The following is a 20484-nucleotide window of genomic DNA, read 5'->3' as shown; positions in this document are numbered from 1 at the left end:
TGATAACCCTGGCCGGCGGCGCCGGGCGCTGGTCTGACTGCCGCGATCTACTGTCGAGACGCCGCGCGAAGGGAATTCTTACAAAAAAACTATCTTGGACGACGCTTGATTTCTTTAAAATGCGCTGTTACGTTGCGCCGGACGATGCCTCAGGCGTGCCGTGCGGCCGCCCGGGGGGCGTAGGGCCGCGCGGTGTTTTGCGCCTCATGCGTTCAGTGACACGCCCACTATTCCAGTCATGCCAATCATCAAACGACCGCATTCTTCCAATTCTCCGGCTGGCGACGACCGGGATTCCCACCACCGAACTCCAGGACGCAACGCTGCTTCGCGCGACGCTGAGGCCGGCCGCCGTTCGATCGGTGCGAGCATCACCCTCTGGTTTGTCAGTCTGCTGGCGACTATCGCCGTGGTGGGTGCGCTGATCGTCGGTTACGCGCTCGTGGTGATGGGGCCGCAACTGCCGTCGCTCGATGCACTGACCGACTATCGCCCGAAAGTGCCGTTGCGGGTGTACACCGCGGATCACGTGCTGATCGGCGAGTTCGGCGAAGAGCGGCGCAGCATCGTGCGCTTCCAGGACATTCCGGATCAAATGAAGAAGGCGGTGCTCGCGATCGAGGACTATCGCTTCTACGAGCACGGCGGCGTCGATTTCGTCGGCATTTTGCGTGCGGGTGTTTCCGACCTGACGCATGGGGGCGCCTCTCAGGGCGCGAGCACGATCACGATGCAGGTCGCGCGCAACTTCTTCCTCTCGAGCGAGAAGACCTATACGCGCAAGATTTACGAAATGATGCTGGCGTACAAGATCGAGCGCGCGCTGACCAAGGATCAGATCCTCGAGGTCTACATGAACCAGATTTATCTGGGCGAGCGCTCGTACGGGTTTGCCGCGGCCGCGCGCGTGTATTTCGGCAAGGATCTGAAAGACATCACGCTGGCTGAAGCCGCGATGCTGGCGGGTTTGCCGAAGGCGCCGTCCGCATATAACCCGGTGGTCAATCCGAAGCGCGCGAAGATCCGTCAGGAATACATTCTGAAGCGCATGCTCGAGCTGAAATACATCAGCCAGGATCAGTACGACCAGGCCGTCAAGGAAGAGATTCACACGAAGAATCCCGGCAACGAATACAACGTGCATGCCGAGTACATCGCCGAAATGGTTCGCCAGATGATGTACGCGCAGTACAAGGACGAAATCTATACGCGCGGCCTGAACGTCACCACCACGATCGATTCCGCCGATCAGGACGCCGCCTATCGCGCGGTGCGCAAGGGCGTGATGGATTACGAACGGCGCCACGGCTACCGCGGACCGGAAGGCTTCGTGCAACTGCCCGCACCGGGCGACGACCGCGATCAGACCATCGACGACGCACTTACCGATCACCCCGACAACGGCGAACTCATCGCCGCCGTGGTGACGGACGCGAATCCGAAACAGGTGAAAGCGCAACTGGTCGACGGCACCGAAGTGACGATCAGCGGTGACGGCCTGCGTTTTGCAGCGGGCGCGCTCTCCGCACGCGCGGCGGCTGCCGCGAAGATCAAGCCGGGCTCGATCGTGCGCCTCGTCGCCGACGACAACGGCAACTGGCAGATCACCCAGCTTCCGCAAGTGGAAGGCGCGCTGGTTTCGCTCACGCCGCAGGACGGCGCGATTCGCGCATTGGTGGGCGGCTTCGACTTCAACAAGAACAAGTTCAACCACATCACGCAGGCGTGGCGCCAGCCGGGCTCGAGCTTCAAGCCGTTCATCTATTCGGCGGCGCTCGACAAGGGGCTCGGACCGGCCACGATCATCAATGACGCGCCGCTGTACTTCCCGCCGAGCACGCCGGGCGGCGACGCATGGGAGCCGAAGGACGACGACCAGCCGGACGGTCCGATGCCGATGCGTCTCGCGCTGGAGAAGTCGAAGAACCTGGTGTCGATCCGCATCCTGTCGTTCATCGGCACCCGGTACGCGCAGGATTTTGTTACGCAGCGTTTTGGTTTCGACGCCGACAAGACCCCGCCGTATCTGCCGATGGCGCTCGGTGCGGGCCTCGTCACGCCGTTGCAATCGGCGGGCGCATACTCGGTGTTCGCGAACGGCGGCTACCGCATCAATCCGTATCTGATCAGCGAGGTGACGGATGCGCGCGGCGAGCCGCTCTCGAAAGCGCAGCCGCTGACCGCCGGCCGCGATGCGCCGCGCACGCTCGAACCGCGTAACGCCTACGTCATGAACAGCCTGCTGCATTCGGTGGCCACGGCCGGCACGGGCGCGGGCACCAACGTGCTGCATCGTTCGGATTTGCAGGGCAAGACGGGTACCACCAACGACGCAAAGGACGGCTGGTTCGCCGGTTATCAGCAATCGCTGGTGGCGGTGGCGTGGATGGGTTACGACCAGCCGAAGAGCCTCGGCAGCCGCGAGTTCGGTGCACAGCTCGCGTTGCCGATCTGGGTCGAGTACATGCAGCGCGCGCTGCGCGGCGTGCCGGAAGGCGAGCCGGCGCAGCCCGACGGCGTGACCTCGGTCGACGGCGAATTGTTCTACACGGACATGACGCCGGGCAATGGTTTCGTGGCCAGTATCGGTCTCGATTCGGCGAATCCGACCGCTGGTGTGAGCGACGCGGTCGGTGGCGTGGGGCCGGCGGGTATGACGCCTCCGGCGGTGCCGCCGCCGAGCGTCTCGTCGAATGAAAAGAAGCAGATCATGGATCTGTTCGAGACGAACAAGCCTTGATGTCCCGTAGATTTTCTGGCGCAACTCGGGCGAGCCCTCCGGGCAGATTTTGTGCCCGCCCTCCGCAGTGTGTTGTAATCACGCCTGCGGTGCTTTTATATCGGGTCACATACAGACGCCCGAGGGCGCTCGATTCCTAAGCGGGTTCGGCCCCCAGCACTGCTGCGTCTCGCCGCGAGCGAGGCGTTCATTTTCAAAAGTCGCACCGCGTGAGACCTGTTTGACGCGCGCGCATGCCACTTCGCTCGTGGGTAACTGTCAGGTTGCCGCGGCCGGTGTGTTTGTCATCCAGCATCCACCGGGCCGTTGCCTCTTGAAAAGTCGAATACTCATCTGTCTGATGACAGGTTTGCTGCGCGCGTTTGCTTTCCTGCCCTATGGCGTCGTCGCGCGCATCGGCACCGGCATCGGTGCGTTGCTGTACCGGATTCCTGGTGCGCGCCGGCGCGTCGTGCATACCAATCTGAAACTGTGTTTCCCCGACATGAGCGACGAGGCGCGCGAACGTCTCGCGCGCGCGCATTTCTGTCATGTGATCCGCAGTTATGTCGAGCGCGGCCCGCAATGGTTCGGCAATGCGCAGTCGCTGGCGCGCCTCGTCGAAGTGGAGAGTGCAATCGACCTCGGTGACATGCAAGGCCAGCCGACGATTTTTGTCGGCTTCCATTTTGTCGGTATCGAGGCGGGCTGCATGATGTATTCGACGCGGCACCCGGTTGCGTCGCTGTACACGCCGATGTCGAACCTCTTGCTCGACGCGATGGCCAGGCGGCAGCGCGGGCGCTTCGGCACGGAGATGATTCCGCGCAGCGATAGCGTGCGGCGCGCATTGCGCGTCCTGCGCGAGGGCAAGCCGGTCATGCTGGCTGCCGATATGGACTTTGGGCTGCGGGATTCGGTGTTTGTGCCGTTTTTCGGCGTGCCGGCTTGCACGCTGACGTCCGTGTCGCGGATGGCGCGCGCGGGGAATGCGCGCGTGGTGCCGTTTGTGACTGAGGTCTTGCCGGATTACCGCGGCTATAAGCTGACTATTTTTGACGCACTAAGCGATTTTCCTTCGGATGATGTGACTGTCGACGCACGACGGATTACTGAGTTTCTCGAGACGCAAGTGCGACGGATTCCTGATCAATATTATTGGGTGCATAAGCGGTTCAAGAATCGGCCTGTGGGGGAGGCTGGGGTTTACTAGAAACAGAAACCGCGGGTAAGACATCGCGCCGCGCAGCATGCGGCGTTATCGTCCAACCCTTGTGCCGCAGCAGGCAGCGCGATATCGGATAGTCGCGGTGGCCCTATGCCGCATGTCGTGCGGCTACTTCCGACCGTAGCATGGTGGCGAAGTGCGGCTGTCGCGATCGTGCATGTCAATCCCGCTCAATTTGAGTCAATGCCTCGACCGCGCCCATTCCGCGTGGCGATGTCCAGACACGTCTGCTTGTCCATCACGTGATTCGTCTGCCACGACCGATCAACGCACGTTGCTGTCCGAAACACCATTCCAGACCCGAGGTCGGTTATGCGCAGCTATACGGAAGACGAACGTGTAGACGGTCGACAAAATGCCGGAACAAAAAAAAGGACAAGGAAGAGAGCCAGGAAGCGGACACGTACTGGTAACCGGGCGATCAGGGTAGCCGATCTCATCGGTCAGGACGGCGCGTGGAATTTCGATGAGTTCGATGCGGTGCCGTATCTGATCACGCAAATTCCTGGCTGGGCAGGGTCGGGACTAGCCCTGGAGGTCGAAGCGAACGGTATCCCTACGCAGCGATTCGGCGGCGATGGTGGTGATGCAATCCGTGTCAGGTTGAGAAACAATGGCTTGAGAGACGCGCACTACAGCGCGGTGGTGAACGGCACGGAAGTGCCGGTCCGCGACGATGGTAACTGTTTCTTCTACGCCGTCTGGGAGGCGTTGCAGGACCACCGGCACGAGGCTGCGGCACATCGCATCTTCAATGGGCGCGAGCCGCTCACGAGGCTTGAGGCTGCGCGCTATTTCCGCCGCGCAATCAGGGAATATGTTATTCAGAACCCGGAGCGGTTCAACGAAATAACGGGATCCCTGACAGGCGCGGACGAAGCGGAAGAGGTGTTTTTCGACGCGCCGGAACACGCCGAATGGTTGCCGGAGCCCGTCTCGCAGATGGCGAGTGCGTCCACGCGGAACAGGGCTGCTTCGACAGAACTGTCCCGCACGCTTTTTCATCTGGGCAATCAGGCGACGGACTGGATAGGCCAATCCGCGTTGACGAGAATCCTGTTTCAACAGCTCTCCGCCTTCTCGCCCGTACTCAGTTTCTACGCCTCATACGCTGTGAGTGCATATCGTCTCGTGACAGCACTGATCCGGCGCGACGTGCTCGACGGATTGATGCAGACGTTGCTGATGCTTCCGTACCAGCTCCTTTCTCCGCCAATGTGTTTGCTTGCCATTGCCGAGCAAACCAAACGGTATATCGACAGCGTACTCGGATGGGACGACATCCAGTCGCTCGACGCCGATGACAAGGACCAGCGTGAAACGATATACATGTGCGTGGGTATAGTTGCGCTGATCACGCAGTACCTCTATTTCAAGCGCACGAAAATCGCGTTTCCGGAAACCGAGCTGGGCAAGAAACTGGTGGGCATGTTCGGGCTGCTCAAGCGCGCGACGCAAGGTTATGCGGTTTTGCAAACGCTGGTCGATACAGTGCCCGTGCCGAGCACGACTGAGCCTAATGCCGTTGTTGACCCCAATGCGCTTGGCTATGATCCGCATGACTACCGGGTGCAGAAGAGTGCGGCGGAAAAGCAATGGCAGAGGCGGCATGCGCGAATCCAGAAGCGGCTTGCGATAGTCGAGAGGCAGGAGCAACTCGCTGAGATCAGATCTCGAGCATCGAAGGCTGCGGGCGGAGCGAGCAATGGCGATACGGGCACGCCTGCACCGGCCAGGTCGGGGGCCGCAGACGCGGCTGTCTCGAAGCCGCTAATCGTGGCGGGAGCGGTCGCCGCCAGTCATACCGTTGTGAACATGGGCGCGGGCGCGGCGGATGTCGTCGAGCGTTCGGCATTGCTGGCTGACCAGGAAATCGCTGCGGTCGCGACGACGTCCCGAGTTCAATCGCTCGTGAGGAAGAGTCCGCTGGCGGGGGGCGTCGTCGGGGCAGCGGCGGCGGCCGGGTACGGGCTATATCGGCTCGTGAGCTGGCTGGAGCAATCTGATAGCGGCGGGGACGCGCCGCAAAACGTCGCTTATCCAGAGAATGCGACCTCCGCGACGTCGGAAGGCGTCGACGCGACGACGGTTAGTGCGGCCGGCAGCACTGCGATGCATGACGCGAGCGATGGGTTGAGTAGTTCGACGTCGATGGATAGGTCGAGAGAGGCTTCTTCCGGGACGGGTGTAGATGTGACGGCCGTAGCGGAGTCTGATTCACCGACGGAACCCACGTATCTTCAGAGCACCGCGGTGCAGCGGCAGACGGACGGCACCCGCCAGCAGGGCGAAAACGCGACGGAGGGTATTTCAGAATCGGCCGTGAAGCTTGGGATGACTCAGCCGTTTGCAGCGTCAACCGAGGCCACCGGCCAGCCTTGGCCATCCGGCATGGTGATAGATGAAATGGTGGACGATTTCATTATCACCGTGACTGAGGAAGACGATGAATTTCTGAGGACAGACGAGTTAGCCGTCCCCGTTGAAGGTGGCATGAGTTCGGATCTGATCGATTTCGTTTTATACAGCTCGGATCAGGTGAATGAGGACGAGCCGTCTAATCGATCCCGTAGATCAGCGAACGCTGAAGCTCAGGGCGTGGTCGTTCCGGCTGCAACCAGCGAGTTGAACTCGTGGATATCGAGGAACTGGCCGGAATCAGAATCTTTTAAACCGGGCTCAGACGACGTCATGGTTAAGGTCGGTAAGGAGATTTTTAAAGCAAAAAATGGTCAAACTTATATGCTTGTTGGCGGAAATTATTGGAAATTCGTCCCTAAGAGTCTTGTTTTTGGTGAGCTGAAAAATGAAATATCAAAAAGAAAATTTTTGCTTTACCGGGAAATGCCGAATTTTGTGTGGGGGTTCACCCGCGCCGACAGGGCTAAATTAAAACTCGGCCCCATTCCGGATGTAGACATACCGAAGCCGGCCGTAGTTTCAGAAGATCTAAGCGCTTGGGTCACGGCGCATTGGGGGCATAGCAGTGCGATTGTGACGGGTGGGGGAGTGCGCATTTCAGACGGTATTTATGAAGCCAAAAATAGAAACCTGTTTTTGAAGGTGAACAATGGTTGGTGGAAATTTGAATTTCTCGCTGACCGAACCCGTGCAGAGCTGTTCAATCAGAAAAATGGAGAATCTGTTTCTCTTAAATTTGACGGCGCAACGTGGGCCAGATATACCGCCCCGAGCAGCGAGGTTTCCACTCCTGATGCGAGCCGGCTTGATAATAGTCATATTATAGAAAATCTGTTCAGCTACGACTTCTATTCAAACGAAGTAAAAATCCAGTTGAAAGAAATCGTGAGGGCAGTTTTGAGTGGAAAAGAAGAAATAAAATATTCAGAATTGGTTGATAAAGTGGGAAAGCAGTGTGCCGCGTGGTTCGCGCAGGAATCTCAAAAAGAAAACTCGACGATGATCGCCGAAGTAATGTTGGCGCGCGGCGAAATGGAGATCCGGCGGGCGCATCTTCGACTTTCTGGCAGAAATGACGCGTCCGGGATGAAGTCCCTGTGGGAATATTATAATCTGGAAATTGACGTTCCTTTGCTTCAGGAGTATGACCGGTCGTTATCGTTGGGAGCAATTGATGATGCGGTATTTATAGAAGCTCTGACAACAACAGATGAAGATAACAGATTCACGATTCATCGTAACCGGTTGCAATCGAAAATCGACGAGCTCGTAGCTGATACGGAAAGGTTGACCGGCGAAAATGATGCGACGGAAACATCAATAAGCAATGCAAAAAGTAATCTGAAGAATCTTAGGGGGCAGCTCGATGCGTTGTCCAATAATAGCAAGGGCTATACTTTCATTAAACACCTTCGCGCTCACAATATTAATATTGTGAAAAATAGAATAAGGGATAAGTCGAAAGAATTTATTTCTGGATCGACCAGATTAAATGCGAATAACAATAAAATAAAGCATAATCACGATGAAATTGCTCGCCTAAAAAACGAGCTATCCGTTTATAACTGGAGCGTGGATTTTGAGGAGGGGCGGCTCACTCGGTATCGGGAGGGGATCGAGAAAGCTCGTCAAGTAATAAATCAGACTCTCCGCAGAGGTGCTGTTTCTGGAGATGTTTTATCTTGTGCGAAAAAAAGCAGGGTTGCGCATTACTACACTTTGATCAACACTGCCAATGAGCAGTTGGCTATCAAGCGGCTTGTGCGAGACCGCTATACTGTGGACGAAGTGACGGCATTGGAAAAACTGGATGTTGTGAAAAAATATTTGTACACGTCTTCGCAGCTGTCCCAGGAGTATTTTTACTTACTGAATGAACTGCCCATCGCGGAAATCCGTAAAATCACGGTTCGCGGTGATTATCGTGACATCATTTCTGCTCAGATAGCAGCCGCGAAATTTTACAAAAAAAGCAAAGGTTCATTGTCGAAAAGTGACACCCGGGAATCATTGCTGGACGAATACCATAAAATACCTGCTTCTGACGATGAGGCCCAAGGGTTTCTACTCCTCACGGCCGCTACCATTTATGGGATCATGAAAAGGCCAGGTGGCGTGCTCGACTGCGTTAAGGTTTCTCCAGATCTTATTGTCAGCGAATTTACTTCATATAAAATTTCCCAATCCCCGTTGGCTCGTATGGCGGATAAACCTGAAGGTTTTTTTTCGATCGGGGAACTGAAGGATAGCAATCAGTTTGTCACGCAGCTTGAATTCACTAATCAATTTTCCGACTATGTGGAAAAATTTAGTCGATATGAATCCGATTTGTTGTCGATAGGCCTGCTTGTTTCGTCCGGACTGAGCATGCTGGAGTTGTACACGGAATTTATAAATTTTTACCGCTTCAATCTGGTAGTCAATCATGGAAATGCCGAGATAGTCGGTGGCGTGGCATTTGTGGAACTATACAATGGGGATTGGCTAGTAGTTTCGTGTCTTCTCGATTCTCTTAAAGCAAAACGCGTTTCAAAAAAGAAAATGTCAGAAAACAAATACTTGAGATTTCTGATAAAACACCCCTCCAGAGAAAGACCTCGGGGTAACGGAAAGCGACCTCTCCCGAGGGTCGGATCAGGAGACAAGAATTTCAACGCTCAGGAATGGAGGGACTTGAAGAAATATTTCATTGTTCCTTTCTTGGGGGGGCGCTCAGCATACGCAGGTTCGGAGCCGTTGCTACTTAACGCGGACAATCCCGGAAAATATTCCAAGTCTAATGGCCTTCTGCTTGGCGAGATGCAAGTTTTTGTTCAGGAATGCATGAATGAGATGGCGCGTGGATTGAAGAATTATCTATATTATCCAAATTTCTGGCAGAAACTTTCGCTCGATTACGTGCCACTTTACCGTCAATTCTACAACTGGAAAACTGACAAGGCGTACGAGCCGGATTTGCAAGAAATATTGTTTGACGTTATCGTGATTTCTATGATCATGTTTTCGAAGGGAAAGCCGAAGATTAATTTGATGCTCGGCCAAGGGGGGCACGGCCTTCTGGTAAATATTTTCGAACTGTACCTGAAAAATAAAAAGGCTGGACTGGCCGGGTGGAATCTGGTTGGAGCGGTTCTGGCGCAAATGCCGATTACTGGAGTGAGGACAGGTGTCAAGGCTGTCAAAATCACCTTGTCAGGATTATATGATTTGATCGAGCCTGTTCCTCTAAGAACGGCCATCGGCGGATTTTATAAATGCCTGATAAAACCTACGAGGGCGCTTAATCGGGGATTTTTTTTAGGCAAGGTCACGACATGGGCTCCAGGAGATCCGGCGAACCCGAAAGAGATACCCGTGGCGTCTCGAAAAAATGTCGGAGCCACGGGAGAAATTAATGAAAGCTGGCAGAGAGCGGGCATTTCCCTTGATGGAATGATTAAGGGCGAGGATTCCCCGAACAAGGGTGTTTACCGAAATCCGCGTGCAGGTTCTTCAACTGGCACGTCAACTGACACAGACTCCAGTGACTACTACATTAAGGATAGGTCGGCCATCTATGAGGTTCGTTGGGATGAGTATGCGCGCACCTGGCGTGTTATAGATCCCGGACATCCGGGAAAGTTTAGCTACGCGGTTCCCGTTAAACTGAACGAAGACGGTCGATGGGTAACGCATAATGACGTCCCCGGTAAAGGGGGGGATGCGCGGGATCAGTTTGAAGGAGTAGCTAAATTACCCCGTCTTTCCGAAAACCAGGTGGCACCAGTCAGAAATCTGTTGGCTCAGGCGCGTGATAAATCTCTGGATATAATTGATAATTATGAAGTCGCCATCAGCAACAAAAAAAATAATGAAGAAATCGATAATTTGATGGATATTTTTCTGGGGAGGCACGATGAGCCATTAAAAAATGATTTAATGTATTCACTCAAGCGTCAGCGGAAATTTATTGAGACTCTTGAAGTCCGAAAAGATGTAAATTACCGTGGTGGATACTCTCGTGAAGATATCACTAATGTTCTTGAGAGTGAATTTACCTCAAGCGCCGAGCCTAAGCCAGCGATGACGGCTTACGTGGATGCTATTGTTGACGCCGGCAATGAGAATTTCAGGAGTAAAGACGAGCTGGTGAATTTCATGTCTGCAATGATGCTCCGGCAAAGTCGCCGTGTACACGGTTTTGAAGAGACTGTCGAGGGATATGTGAAAATCTCCGGTAGCTCGCTTGACGTTTCAGATATTCTGAAGCCAGGTCTAATAGGCAAGGATAAAATTCCGGGTGCCGATAACATTTCGTGCTTCCTGATGCAGGTTTATTACCTTAAAAAGTATCCCGATCTGTACGGAAAGTTTTTAAATAATTACAACGACTGGAAGGTGAGGCCGGATGATTCGTTGACCTGGATTTTCCCTGGGCATGGTACGGAAAACCCTTTTCCGTTGGTGCAGACAGACAAGGGGGAAATTCGGCATGGTCTCGTGCGACCGTTAATTGGTAGAGGGATTTTATCAGGAAAATCAACCAGTGATCCCGGTGTTAGTTTTCATTTTGTGAGAAGCGATGCGTTGATTGATACTACAGGCCTCCCTCCGCAAGTATTTTCCATGTCAGAAATTACGGAGGAGAATGGCCGATTGCATGGTGTTGTGGATATTTCAACGGGAGATCAGATAAGTTCCGCATCAAAAAATGGTCCTGTCATTGGGTCATGGGGAGGGGAGAATGTGCTGGACGATAATGTGATAGTAATTGATGTTTCAAATGGTCAGTCCAGTACGATTGGAATCGCCATTCCGCTTGATCAGCTGAAAGAAGGTAAGCCAATAATTATATCGGCTGGCGAATTGAGCGGTTGTTCAATGATTTATGCCGTGCGTGATAACACGTTGTATGCTTTCCACGCTGGTCAGAAGTCGGGAGACTCTGGCTGGTTGACGAGTCGGGAGGGGGCGGCAAGCATCTATAAGGCACATCTTGCGTTCAATGGGAAAGTGATATCGGATTTTGAGATCAAGGAAAATAGACTGATTGACGGAAATGGGATGTCTGTATCGGGTAACGATGCGTTAGTAAAAATATTCTCAACTTACGATAGAAGTACCATAAATTATTTTGGAAAGTCGACTCCTAATGGAGAAAGTGCACGGCCAACGGAAGTGAGGAATAATGTAAATCAATTTGATTACAATGGGGCGTTATCGCTGGGTGATCCGAGGGTGGGTGTCGCGTACGCTCTGCTTGTTAAGGACAAAGGCAAGGTTAAAGTAACAAGTTACTCTGAAGACATGTCGGTAAAGGCGGGGGGTGGACAGCCAAAATATATAACACTGGCAAATTCTGAGTATGTTATTAAATACTTTGATGATAGTTTGGAAAAAAGAAAGTTTGAAGAGGTAAGGCTTATTGATGAGTCTTCAATTCCTCGCGGACCTGACGTGGAGGAAAAGAAATCGTTTCTTGAGACTGTTTTTTCGCAAGATAATGAAATTTTATCCTATATTCGCTCTCCCTATGAAAATTCCCGTAATGCAGTAAGAAGATTTTGGCATCTTTTTGATGGTCGTGAAAATAGCGGGATCGTGAGGGAATTTAATACAGAAGGATTGGCGCCGGAAATGGCAGAAAAGGTGAGAGGCCTGAAAGACCTTGTTCAGGAAGGTGGCTTTTCCCTCGGTGTAAGGGCCATGAATTATTGGGAAAATGGCGAGAAGTCGTGGTCTAGTAGCGTCCACTTTGCGTTTATGCTGAACTTTCGCAAGTTTAAAATTATTCTGGATACGCCTGGCGCAGAGCTACCGGATATCGGGCCTATGCAGAATATTGGCGTTCCTCTGATAAAGCTTGAGCAGCGCTGGGTCAAGGATTATCAGGAAGCGTTTTCGAATACGACCGCAACAGTGAAATACAAGGACTTTGAGTCGTATGAAGATGCACTGGATTTCAGCCCCGCGTACCCTGTTGAGGCTCGGACTTTCGTCGATGGCGCCTATTTGCTCCAGGAACCCGACTGGTATCGTCAAGACGGCCCCTTCAGAGGAGCTGATGTGATGCCGACTCACTCGCCATCGTCCGTTGTTCAGTTTGATCCCCCAGAAATTGCGATCGAAGATGTAGTGCAGAGCGGGTTGCCCGATACATCGCTCGAGACCGGGCTGATTCACTTCTTCCCATTCGATGGTGGCCTTGCGGACACGATCGCGCCGGGCGTAACCGTGCAGCCGTTCGACGGTGCATCGAGTACCGGCGAGGCATTGGTGGCCGACAATTTCAGCGGTACGGCGATGCGGGTGTCCTCGTTGGATAGCGCCGCTGGTGCGCTGAACGGAATGAGGCTGATCGACGACGTCAGCACGCAGCCGCAATTCACAATCGGCTTCTGGTTCAAGTCTGACGGTGCGAAAAGACACCACGCACCTGTGCTGTGCAACAAGGATTGGAGCGTCGGTACGAATCCGGGTTTCGTGATTGACCAGCAAAAGGATAACCAACTGAAGTTCAATGTCGGTGATGGCACGCAGCGGGCCGATGTGTTTATTCCATTCACGGGCGACACCTGGGTCTACGTAGCGCTCACCGTCGATACTGTCGCGTCGACGGCAACCGCCTATGTGGGCGATCCATCCGGCGGCTTGCGGTCAGCGACACTGAAGCTGAACGGCATGGACATGAAAGGAATTGCGGGGACTCACTCGACCATCGCGTTTAATGAAGACGCGCTTGGCAACTACTATTCGCGTCGCCAACGCGCGTTCGGTACGGCGACTTTTAACAACGTTGCAATGTGGAACAGGGTGCTCACGCAGGAGCAGGTGAAATTGTTATTTATGTCGGGACTCCCGAGCGGGCAGGAGCCGGCATCTCCGGGTGATGTGTCGCCTGCCCTCGCTACACAAAGCGTCGGACCGGAACCCATCGAGTCTGGAGTCGAGGAGGCTACGGCGGCTGTCGACGAGATGCCGCACGCATTCACAGGCGTACTGAGCGCAGACCAGGCGAGTCTGACCTTGTCGTGGACAGCGCCTGAAAATCGACCGGAGGCTTACTTCCTGTATCGCGACAACAAGGAGATCGCAACTTTGTCCGGCGACGCGACTTCGTATGTTGATAGCGGGTTTGGTGGAGTGGGAAGCGGCAACTATGTGGTCGAGTACGCGTTGACCACGAACCGCGGTGTCACTGTGATTCCGATGCGTGTAAAACTCACCTACCTGCGGCCTGACACAGACGTTGCCAGCGGGCTGATTCACTTTTTCTCATTCGATGATGGGCTGGCCGACGCGATTGTGCCGGATGTATCCATTCGGCCTTTCGATAGCGCTTCGAAAGCGGCCCGGACGCAAGTTGCCGACAGTTTCCGCGGCCACGCTATGCAGGTCACGCCGCAGAATATAGACGAAGGTGCGCTGAATGGCATGAAGCTCGCCGATGACGTTAGCACCCACGCGCAATTCTCGATTGGCTTCTGGTTCAAGTCGAACGGGGCACCGAAAGATTCGCCTGTGCTCGGCAACAAGGATTGGGCCGCGGGCGTGAATCCCGGATTTGTGATCTCGCACCATCGCGATGGCGTGTTCAGGTTCAACGTCGCTGATGGTAGCCAGCGGGCGGACCTGGAGATCACATTCACGACTAATCGATGGGTCTATGTGGTGATGACTGTCGATACCATCGCACGCATGGCTACCGCATATGTTTACGATCCCGTCAAGAGTTTGCGGATTGCGAAGTTGGATCTCGCTGGCTTCGACGTGGAAAAGATCCGCGGCGTCTACTCAACCATTGGTTTTAACGAAGATGCGCGCGGCGACTACTACTCGAGAGGTCAAGGTGTGCCGGGCACGATGTGTTACAACGACGTCGCCATGTGGAGCAGGGTGCTGACAAAGCAGGAGGTGTTGTCGCTGTCCAAGCCGACGTATTCACTGTCGGTGTCGCCGCTTGATTCGGTCGAAACTGTTGTTGTCTAGCTGCGGCAGTCCCACACAGTGGCGTCCGGCGACACGCTGTCGAGCATCGCCGACAAGTACTACGGGGCTGCGGAAAGCGGCCGTTGATTTGCGAGGCCAATCGGGCAATCCTGAAGAACCCATCCTTGATCTATTCAGGGCAGGTGTTGACGATTCCGGCGGCATAGGAGGGGTGCCGGATCGCTGCGATCAGTCGACTTGAACGGCGGATGGCTCCGACGCCAACGGCGGATTCCCCATCGCCTGGAACAAGGCTGCCGTGTCCGTCAGTCGCGCGCTCGTATAGCGGATCTCATCAAGCTGCGCGTTGCGGAACTGCTGCTCGCTCGACCGTGTCGACGCGATCGGTAACGCGCCCAGCCGGTAGCGTCCCGACGTTTCGTCAAAAATTCCCTGCGCCGAGCGCGCGGCAATGCTCGCCGCGTCAAGCGCCTGCGCGTCGTGCTGCAGTGCTGCGAGCGTATCGGCGACGTTCTGGAATGCGGCCAGCACGGTCTGTTTGTATTGCGAAACCGCAGCGTCATAGGTGTCCACCGCCGCACGCCGCTGAGCGAACAGGGCGCCGCCATGAAACAGCGGTTGCGACAATGACGCGCCAATACTCCAGATCGCCCCGGCGCCGGACAGCGCCACCGGCCAGCTAAAGCCGCCTTGTCCCATTGACGCACTCAGCGAGAGGCTCGGGAACATCTGCGCCGTCGCGACGCCGACATCGGCCGCCGCGGCCTTCAGGGCGGCGTCCGCGGCCTGAATGTCGGGCCGGGTGCGCAGCAGCTCGGATGGCACCACCACCGGTACCTGTTCAGGCACATGCAGTTGCGCAAGATCGAGGTCGCCCGGTGCCGCATCCGGCGTGCGGCCAAGCAGCACCGCCAGAGCATGACGCGTCGTCAGCCATTGCTGCTTCAAACCCGGCAAACTTGCCGACAGGCTCGCCGCGCTCTGTTGCGCGCTCAACTGATCGGCGTGCGAGACCGCGCCCAAGGCGTAGCGCCGTTGCGTGTCGCGCGCCTGATCGTTGGCAATTGTCACGAGCCGCTCGGTCGTGTCGATCTGCGCACGCAATGCCGCGCTCGTGATCGCCGCCGTCACGATGTTGGCCGCCAGCGCGCGACGCGCGGCATCGAACTGATACGCCTGCACATTCACGCGGGCAGCGAGCGCCGCATCGGCGAGGCGCGAGGCGCCGAACAGGTCGAACGTATAGTGCGCCTGTAACTGACCGACGAAGACGTTGTACAGGAACGTATTCGGACCGGCCTCGGGAATCGCCAGCGCACGATTGCGGGTGGCCTGGCCGCCTGCGTCGATGGTCGGCAGCAGCGAACTGCCGATCTGCGCGCGCAGTTGCTCGCGCGCTGCAGCCAGGCTCTTTTCGGTCGAGGCAAGCGTCGGGCTGTTGCGCAAGCCTTCGTCGACCAGTGCGTTCAGCGCCTCCGATTGATAAAGCTTCCACCATTCGGGCACCGGCTTCGCACCGACCACGAATTGCTGGGTGATGCCTTGTGCGGGCACGGTTTGCGTCGGCTGCGCTTCGGCGCCGTAGTGAGCCGGTTGCGGCATGGCGGGCGGCTCGCCGTTCGGGCCGAACGAACAGGCAGCCAGCGCCAGCACGGCGCCGCTGAGAAGCGCGAGGCGCAGGTGCCGAGGGAATGGAAGGGTAGTCATGATCTCAGTTCCCCGAGTGCGCCGTGCCGGACGGCGCCGGCGGCTCGCGCTCGTCGTCGCGCACTCTGAACGACATCGCGTACAGGGCCGGCAGATAGAACAGCGTAAGGATGGTTGCGCTCGTGATGCCGCCCATCAGCGCGGTCGCCATCGGACCGAAGAAGTTCGAGCGCAACAGCGGAATCAGCGCAAGCACGGCGGCGGCCGCGGTCAGCGTGATCGGCCGGAAGCGCCGCACCGTCGCGCCGACGATCGCGTCGAAGCGCTTATGTCCCGCGGCAATGTCCTGCTCGATCTGATCGACCAGAATCACCGAGTTGCGCATGATGATGCCGAACATCGCGATCACCCCGAGCATCGCGACGAAGCCGAACGGCTGGCCGAACAGCAGCAGCGTGAGGACCACGCCGATCAAGCCGAGCGGCGCGGTCAGCACCACCATCAGCACCCGCGCGAAACTCTGCAACTGGACCATCAGGAGCGTCAGCACGGCGATGACCATGATCGGAATCTGCGCGTTGATCGACGTTTGCCCCTTGCCGCTTTCCTCGACCGACCCGCCGATTTCGAGCCGGTAGCCGACCGGCAGCGTGCCGCGAATCTGGCTCAGCGCTTTATCGACGGCATGCGTGACGTCGATCCCTTGCGCGCCCGGGGCCACGTCGGACTGCACGGTGATGGTGGGTTGCCGGTCGCGTTCCCAGATCACGCCGTATTCGAGGTCGTTGCGCAGACGACCGAGCGTGCCAAGCGGCACCGGGCCGTTCGGCGTCGGCATCGCCAGTGTGATGAGCTTCGCGGGGTCGACGCGTTCCGCTTTGGGCGCGCGCAGATCGACGCTGATCAACTTGTCGCGCTCGCGATACTGCGTGACGGTGTAGCCGGAAAGCGTCATAGCGAGGAAGCTCGAAATGTCTTCTGAGCTCACGCCGAGTTCGCGTGCTTTCTTCTGATCGACTTCGAAGCGCACCGAGCGCTCGGCAGGCTCGTCCCAGTCGAACTGGACGTTGCGGGTGCCGCGCTCGGCGCGCATGGTCGCGGCGACGCGCTCGGCGATCGAGCGCACGGTGGCGATATCGTCGCCGCTTACCCGGAACTGCACGGGATAGCCGACCGGCGGCCCATTCTCGAGGCGCGACAGGCGTGTGCGGATCGCCGGAAAGTTATTGCGCAATTCCGCTTCGAGCCACTGTGCGAGCTTCTCACGATCCTTTACCGATTTCGCCGTGATCACGAATTGCGCGAAATTCGGCTGCGGCAATTGCTGATCGAGCGGCAGATAGAAACGCGGCGCACCGGTGCCGACGAAGTCCACCGTATGATCGATTTCCGGCCGGCCCACCAGCGCTTTCTCCAGCCGCTGTGCTTGCCGTAACGTCGCTTCGAATGACGCGCCTTCGGGCAGGCGCACGTCCACCAGCAACTCGGGACGGTCCGAGCTCGGGAAGAACTGCTGCGGCACTAGCGTGAAGCCTGCCATCGCCGCGACGAACAGCACGATAGTGATCGCCAGCACGACGAAACGCCGCTCGATGCACCAACCGATCCAGCCACGCAGCCGCTTATAGAAGCGCGTGTCGTAGATGTCATGTTCGTGATCGTCTGCTTCGTGTTCCTGACGTTTGCGCTCGGGCAGCATGTGATAGCCGAGCAGTGGAATCAGCACCACCGCCGCGAGCCACGACGCAATCAGCGCGATTGCCGACACTTCGAAGATCGAGCGCGTGTATTCGCCGGTGCTCGACTTCGCCAAGGCAATCGGCAGGAAGCCGGAGACGGTCACGAGCGTCCCGGTCAGCATCGGAAAAGCGGTGCTGGTGTATGCAAAGGCGGCAGCACGCGTGCGGGTCCAGCCTTGCTCCAACTTCACTGACATCATTTCGACCGCGATGATCGCGTCGTCGACCAGCAGCCCCAAGGCCAGCACCAATGTGCCCAGCGACACCTTGTGCAAGCCGATGTCGAACAGGTACATGCACAGCGCCGTGACGGCGAGCACGACGGGTATCGAGATCACGACCACCATGCCGGTGCGCACGCCCAACGACAGCAGGCTGACCACCAGCACGATCGCAATCGCTTCGGCAACGGCCTCGAGAAAATCGTCGACAGAATGCGCAACTGCGTTCGGCATGCTCGACACTTCGACCAGGTGCAAGCCGGCGGGCAGGGTGGCCCGCAGCTTGAGCGTCTCCTGATCCAGCGCTTTGCCCAGACGAATCACATCGCCGCCCGGTTGCATCGTGACGCCGATGCCGAGCACCGCCTTGCCGCCCGAGCGCATTTGCGTGGCGACAGGATCGTCGTAACCGCGCTTGATGGTCGCGATGTCGCCGAGACGGAACGAGCGGTTGTTGATGCGGATCAGCGTGTCGGCGAGCGCGTTGACGTCCTTGAACTGGCCAGTGGGACGCACGAACACGCGGTCGTCGGTGGTGGTCAGCGTGCCCGCTGGCGAGATGCTGTTCTGAGAATTGATCGCCTGACCGAGTTGCTGCGGCGAGATGCCGAGGCGTGTGAGTTGCGTGTTGGCGATCTCGATGTAGATGTGCTGATCCGGATCGCCGAAATAATCGACCTTGCCGACGCCCGGCACGCGCAGCAGCACCGTGCGCAACTGGTCCGCATAGTCGTGCAGTTGCGCGGCGGAAAAGCCGTCGCCTTCAAGCGTGTAGATGTTGGTGTAGACGTCGCCGAATTCGTCGTTGAAGAACGGGCCTTGAATGCCTGGCGGCAGGGTCGCCGCGATATCGCCGACCTTCTTGCGCACCTGATACCAGGTTTCGGGCACGTCCTTGACCGGCGCCGAGTCTTTCATCGAGAAGAACATCAGCGATTCGCCGGGGCGCGAGTAACTGCGCACGAAATCGATGGTGGGTGTTTCCTGCAATTTCCGCCCGATGCGGTCGGTGAGCTGTTCCTGCACCTGGCGCGCGGTCGCGCCGGGCCAGAAGGTGCGGATCACCATGACGCGGAATGTGAAGGGCGGGTCTTCCGATTGGGCGAGACGGGTATAGGCAAGGATGCCGAACGCGGTCGCGAGCGCGATCAGGAAAACCACTAACGCCTGATGGCGCAGCGCCCATGCGGACAGGTTGAAGCGTCCTTCTTCATGCGTGGTGCTCATGAAGCGAAGTCCTCGGGATGCAGCGGCGGGATCACGTGGACTTTTTCGCCGGCGGTCACGGTATGCACGCCTTGCAGTACGACGCGGTCACCGTCCTTGAGCCCCAGGCCGATCACGATCGTGCGCTCGTTGTAGCGGGTGACCGTCACGCGGCGCAGTTCCAGCGTGCCGACGCCCGGCGTGCCGACGCCCGGCGCGTTATCCGCGGGACGCACGACCCACACGGCCGGCTGCGTGCCGTCGTGGAACAGGGCGGTGGCAGGCACCGTGAAGGAACTGCTCTGGCTCGCAGTGGGGTTGGCAGCGGAGTTGGCAGCTGGGTTTGCAGCCGAGTTCGCAGACGAGTTCGCAGCCGAGTCCGAGGGCGAAGGTGCGGAGAGCGCGATGTCGGCGGTCATGCCGAGGCGCACATCCGGGCCGGGATTGTCGAGCGTGAGCTTGGCGCGGTACGTGCGGCTTTGCGGATCGGCGGCGGGCGACAGTTCGCGCACGCGCGCGGTAAAGCTGCGGCCCGGCAGCGCGGCCAACGAGACCTTCGCGGTCTGCCCGATCGAGAGCGCGGCTAGCGCGCTTTCCGGCACGTCGCAGACCACGTCGATATCGCCGCTCCATGCGAGGTTGTAGACGGCCTGGCCTGCCGACACATTCTGGCCGGTGTCGGCCTGCTCGGCGGTGATCACACCGGCGTGATCGGCAATGAGCGTGGTGTACTGCAACTGGTCTTTCGACAACGCCGCCTGTTGCGCGGCCTGGTCGCGCTGCGCGGCGGCTGACGCGTACGCATTGGTGGTCTGTTCGAGCTGTGCGGGCGCGATCAGGTTTTCTTTCGCCTGGGCCTGGTCGCGCTCGAGTTGCTGCTTCGCATACACGAGACTGTGTTGCGCGGCTTCCAGTTGAGCCTGCGCGCTGGCGGCATTCTTCTGCGCATCTGCCGGATCGAGCCGGGCGACGATCTGCCCGTACTTTACTACGTCGCCCAAACGTACACGCCGTTCGATGATTTTTCCGCCGACGCGAAACGATAGCGGCGTGGAATAGCGCGCCTGCACTTCGCCAGGCAACGCTGCCGCAACCGTCGCGCTGCCGTCCGTATGCACGGCGACGGCGACCACCGGACGCGGCGCGGGCGCAGCCGCTTCTTGCTTCGAGCACGCGGCGAGCGTGACGATGCTGGCGAAGGCGAGGGCGAATGCTGCGCGGCGCAAGCGTGCGGAACGGGCATGCCGATGAAACTGCTGGCGCATCGCAGACGATGCGGGAGGACCGGGACGCTTCACAATTACCCCAACTGGAGACAGCGAACGAACACGGCAAGCCGCAGCGGCCCGCCAGCGAGGACGCGTGGGCCGAAAC

General features: G+C 57.4%; 6 protein-coding genes. 3 read left to right on the top strand and 3 right to left on the bottom strand.

The annotated features are described in order from the left end of the window. Positions 1-238: 238 nt before the first annotated feature. The 3 genes from P3T22_RS12695 (at position 239) to P3T22_RS12685 (ending at position 14336) form a co-directional block, all read left to right on the top strand. Entirely contained in the window at positions 239-2740 is a 2502-nt protein-coding gene (locus tag P3T22_RS12695; RefSeq protein ID WP_429325135.1) for a penicillin-binding protein 1A, read from the top strand. A gap of 340 nt (positions 2741-3080) precedes the next feature. Further along, positions 3081-3932, top strand: a complete 852-nt coding sequence (locus P3T22_RS12690; protein ID WP_236720926.1) for a lipid A biosynthesis lauroyl acyltransferase — start codon at positions 3081-3083, stop codon at positions 3930-3932. Between the two features lie 327 nt (positions 3933-4259). Further along, positions 4260-14336, top strand: coding sequence for a cytotoxic necrotizing factor Rho-activating domain-containing protein (locus P3T22_RS12685; protein ID WP_429325134.1), 10077 nt, complete (start codon positions 4260-4262; stop codon positions 14334-14336). Between the two features lie 189 nt (positions 14337-14525). Here P3T22_RS12685 and P3T22_RS12680 read toward each other — a convergent pair whose 3' ends face one another. Genes P3T22_RS12680 through P3T22_RS12670 form a run of 3 tightly spaced genes read right to left on the bottom strand, consistent with a single transcriptional unit; the run spans position 14526 to position 20375 of the window. Continuing rightward, positions 14526-16004 (bottom strand): efflux transporter outer membrane subunit, encoded by a 1479-nt coding sequence (locus P3T22_RS12680; protein WP_429325133.1) that lies wholly within the window; start codon positions 16002-16004, stop codon positions 14526-14528. 4 nt (positions 16005-16008) lie between these two features. Continuing rightward, a complete protein-coding gene (locus P3T22_RS12675; RefSeq protein ID WP_429325132.1) occupies positions 16009-19131 on the bottom strand; it encodes an efflux RND transporter permease subunit in 3123 nt (1040 codons plus the stop codon). Continuing rightward, on the bottom strand, positions 19128-20375 hold the full coding sequence (locus tag P3T22_RS12670; protein WP_429325131.1) for an efflux RND transporter periplasmic adaptor subunit: 1248 nt from the start codon (positions 20373-20375) through the stop codon (positions 19128-19130). The genes P3T22_RS12675 and P3T22_RS12670 overlap by 4 nt, the downstream gene beginning before the upstream one ends. Between the last annotated feature and the right edge of the window lie 109 nt (positions 20376-20484).

Origin of the sequence: Paraburkholderia sp. GAS348 (assembly GCF_050434205.1) — a bacterium.
Classification (GTDB): domain Bacteria; phylum Pseudomonadota; class Gammaproteobacteria; order Burkholderiales; family Burkholderiaceae; genus Paraburkholderia.
This window is presented reverse-complemented; position numbering and strand designations above follow the sequence as displayed.

Bases quoted from the DNA above. Each gene is read 5' to 3' on its own strand.
- P3T22_RS12695 (WP_429325135.1), top strand. From the start codon at position 239: ATGCCAATCATCAAACGACCGCATTCTTCCAATTCTCCGGCTGGCGAC.
- P3T22_RS12690 (WP_236720926.1), top strand. From the start codon at position 3,081: ATGACAGGTTTGCTGCGCGCGTTTGCTTTCCTGCCCTATGGCGTCGTC.
- P3T22_RS12685 (WP_429325134.1), top strand. From the start codon at position 4,260: ATGCGCAGCTATACGGAAGACGAACGTGTAGACGGTCGACAAAATGCC.
- P3T22_RS12680 (WP_429325133.1), bottom strand. From the start codon at position 16,004: ATGACTACCCTTCCATTCCCTCGGCACCTGCGCCTCGCGCTTCTCAGC.
- P3T22_RS12675 (WP_429325132.1), bottom strand. From the start codon at position 19,131: ATGAGCACCACGCATGAAGAAGGACGCTTCAACCTGTCCGCATGGGCG.
- P3T22_RS12670 (WP_429325131.1), bottom strand. From the start codon at position 20,375: ATGCGCCAGCAGTTTCATCGGCATGCCCGTTCCGCACGCTTGCGCCGC.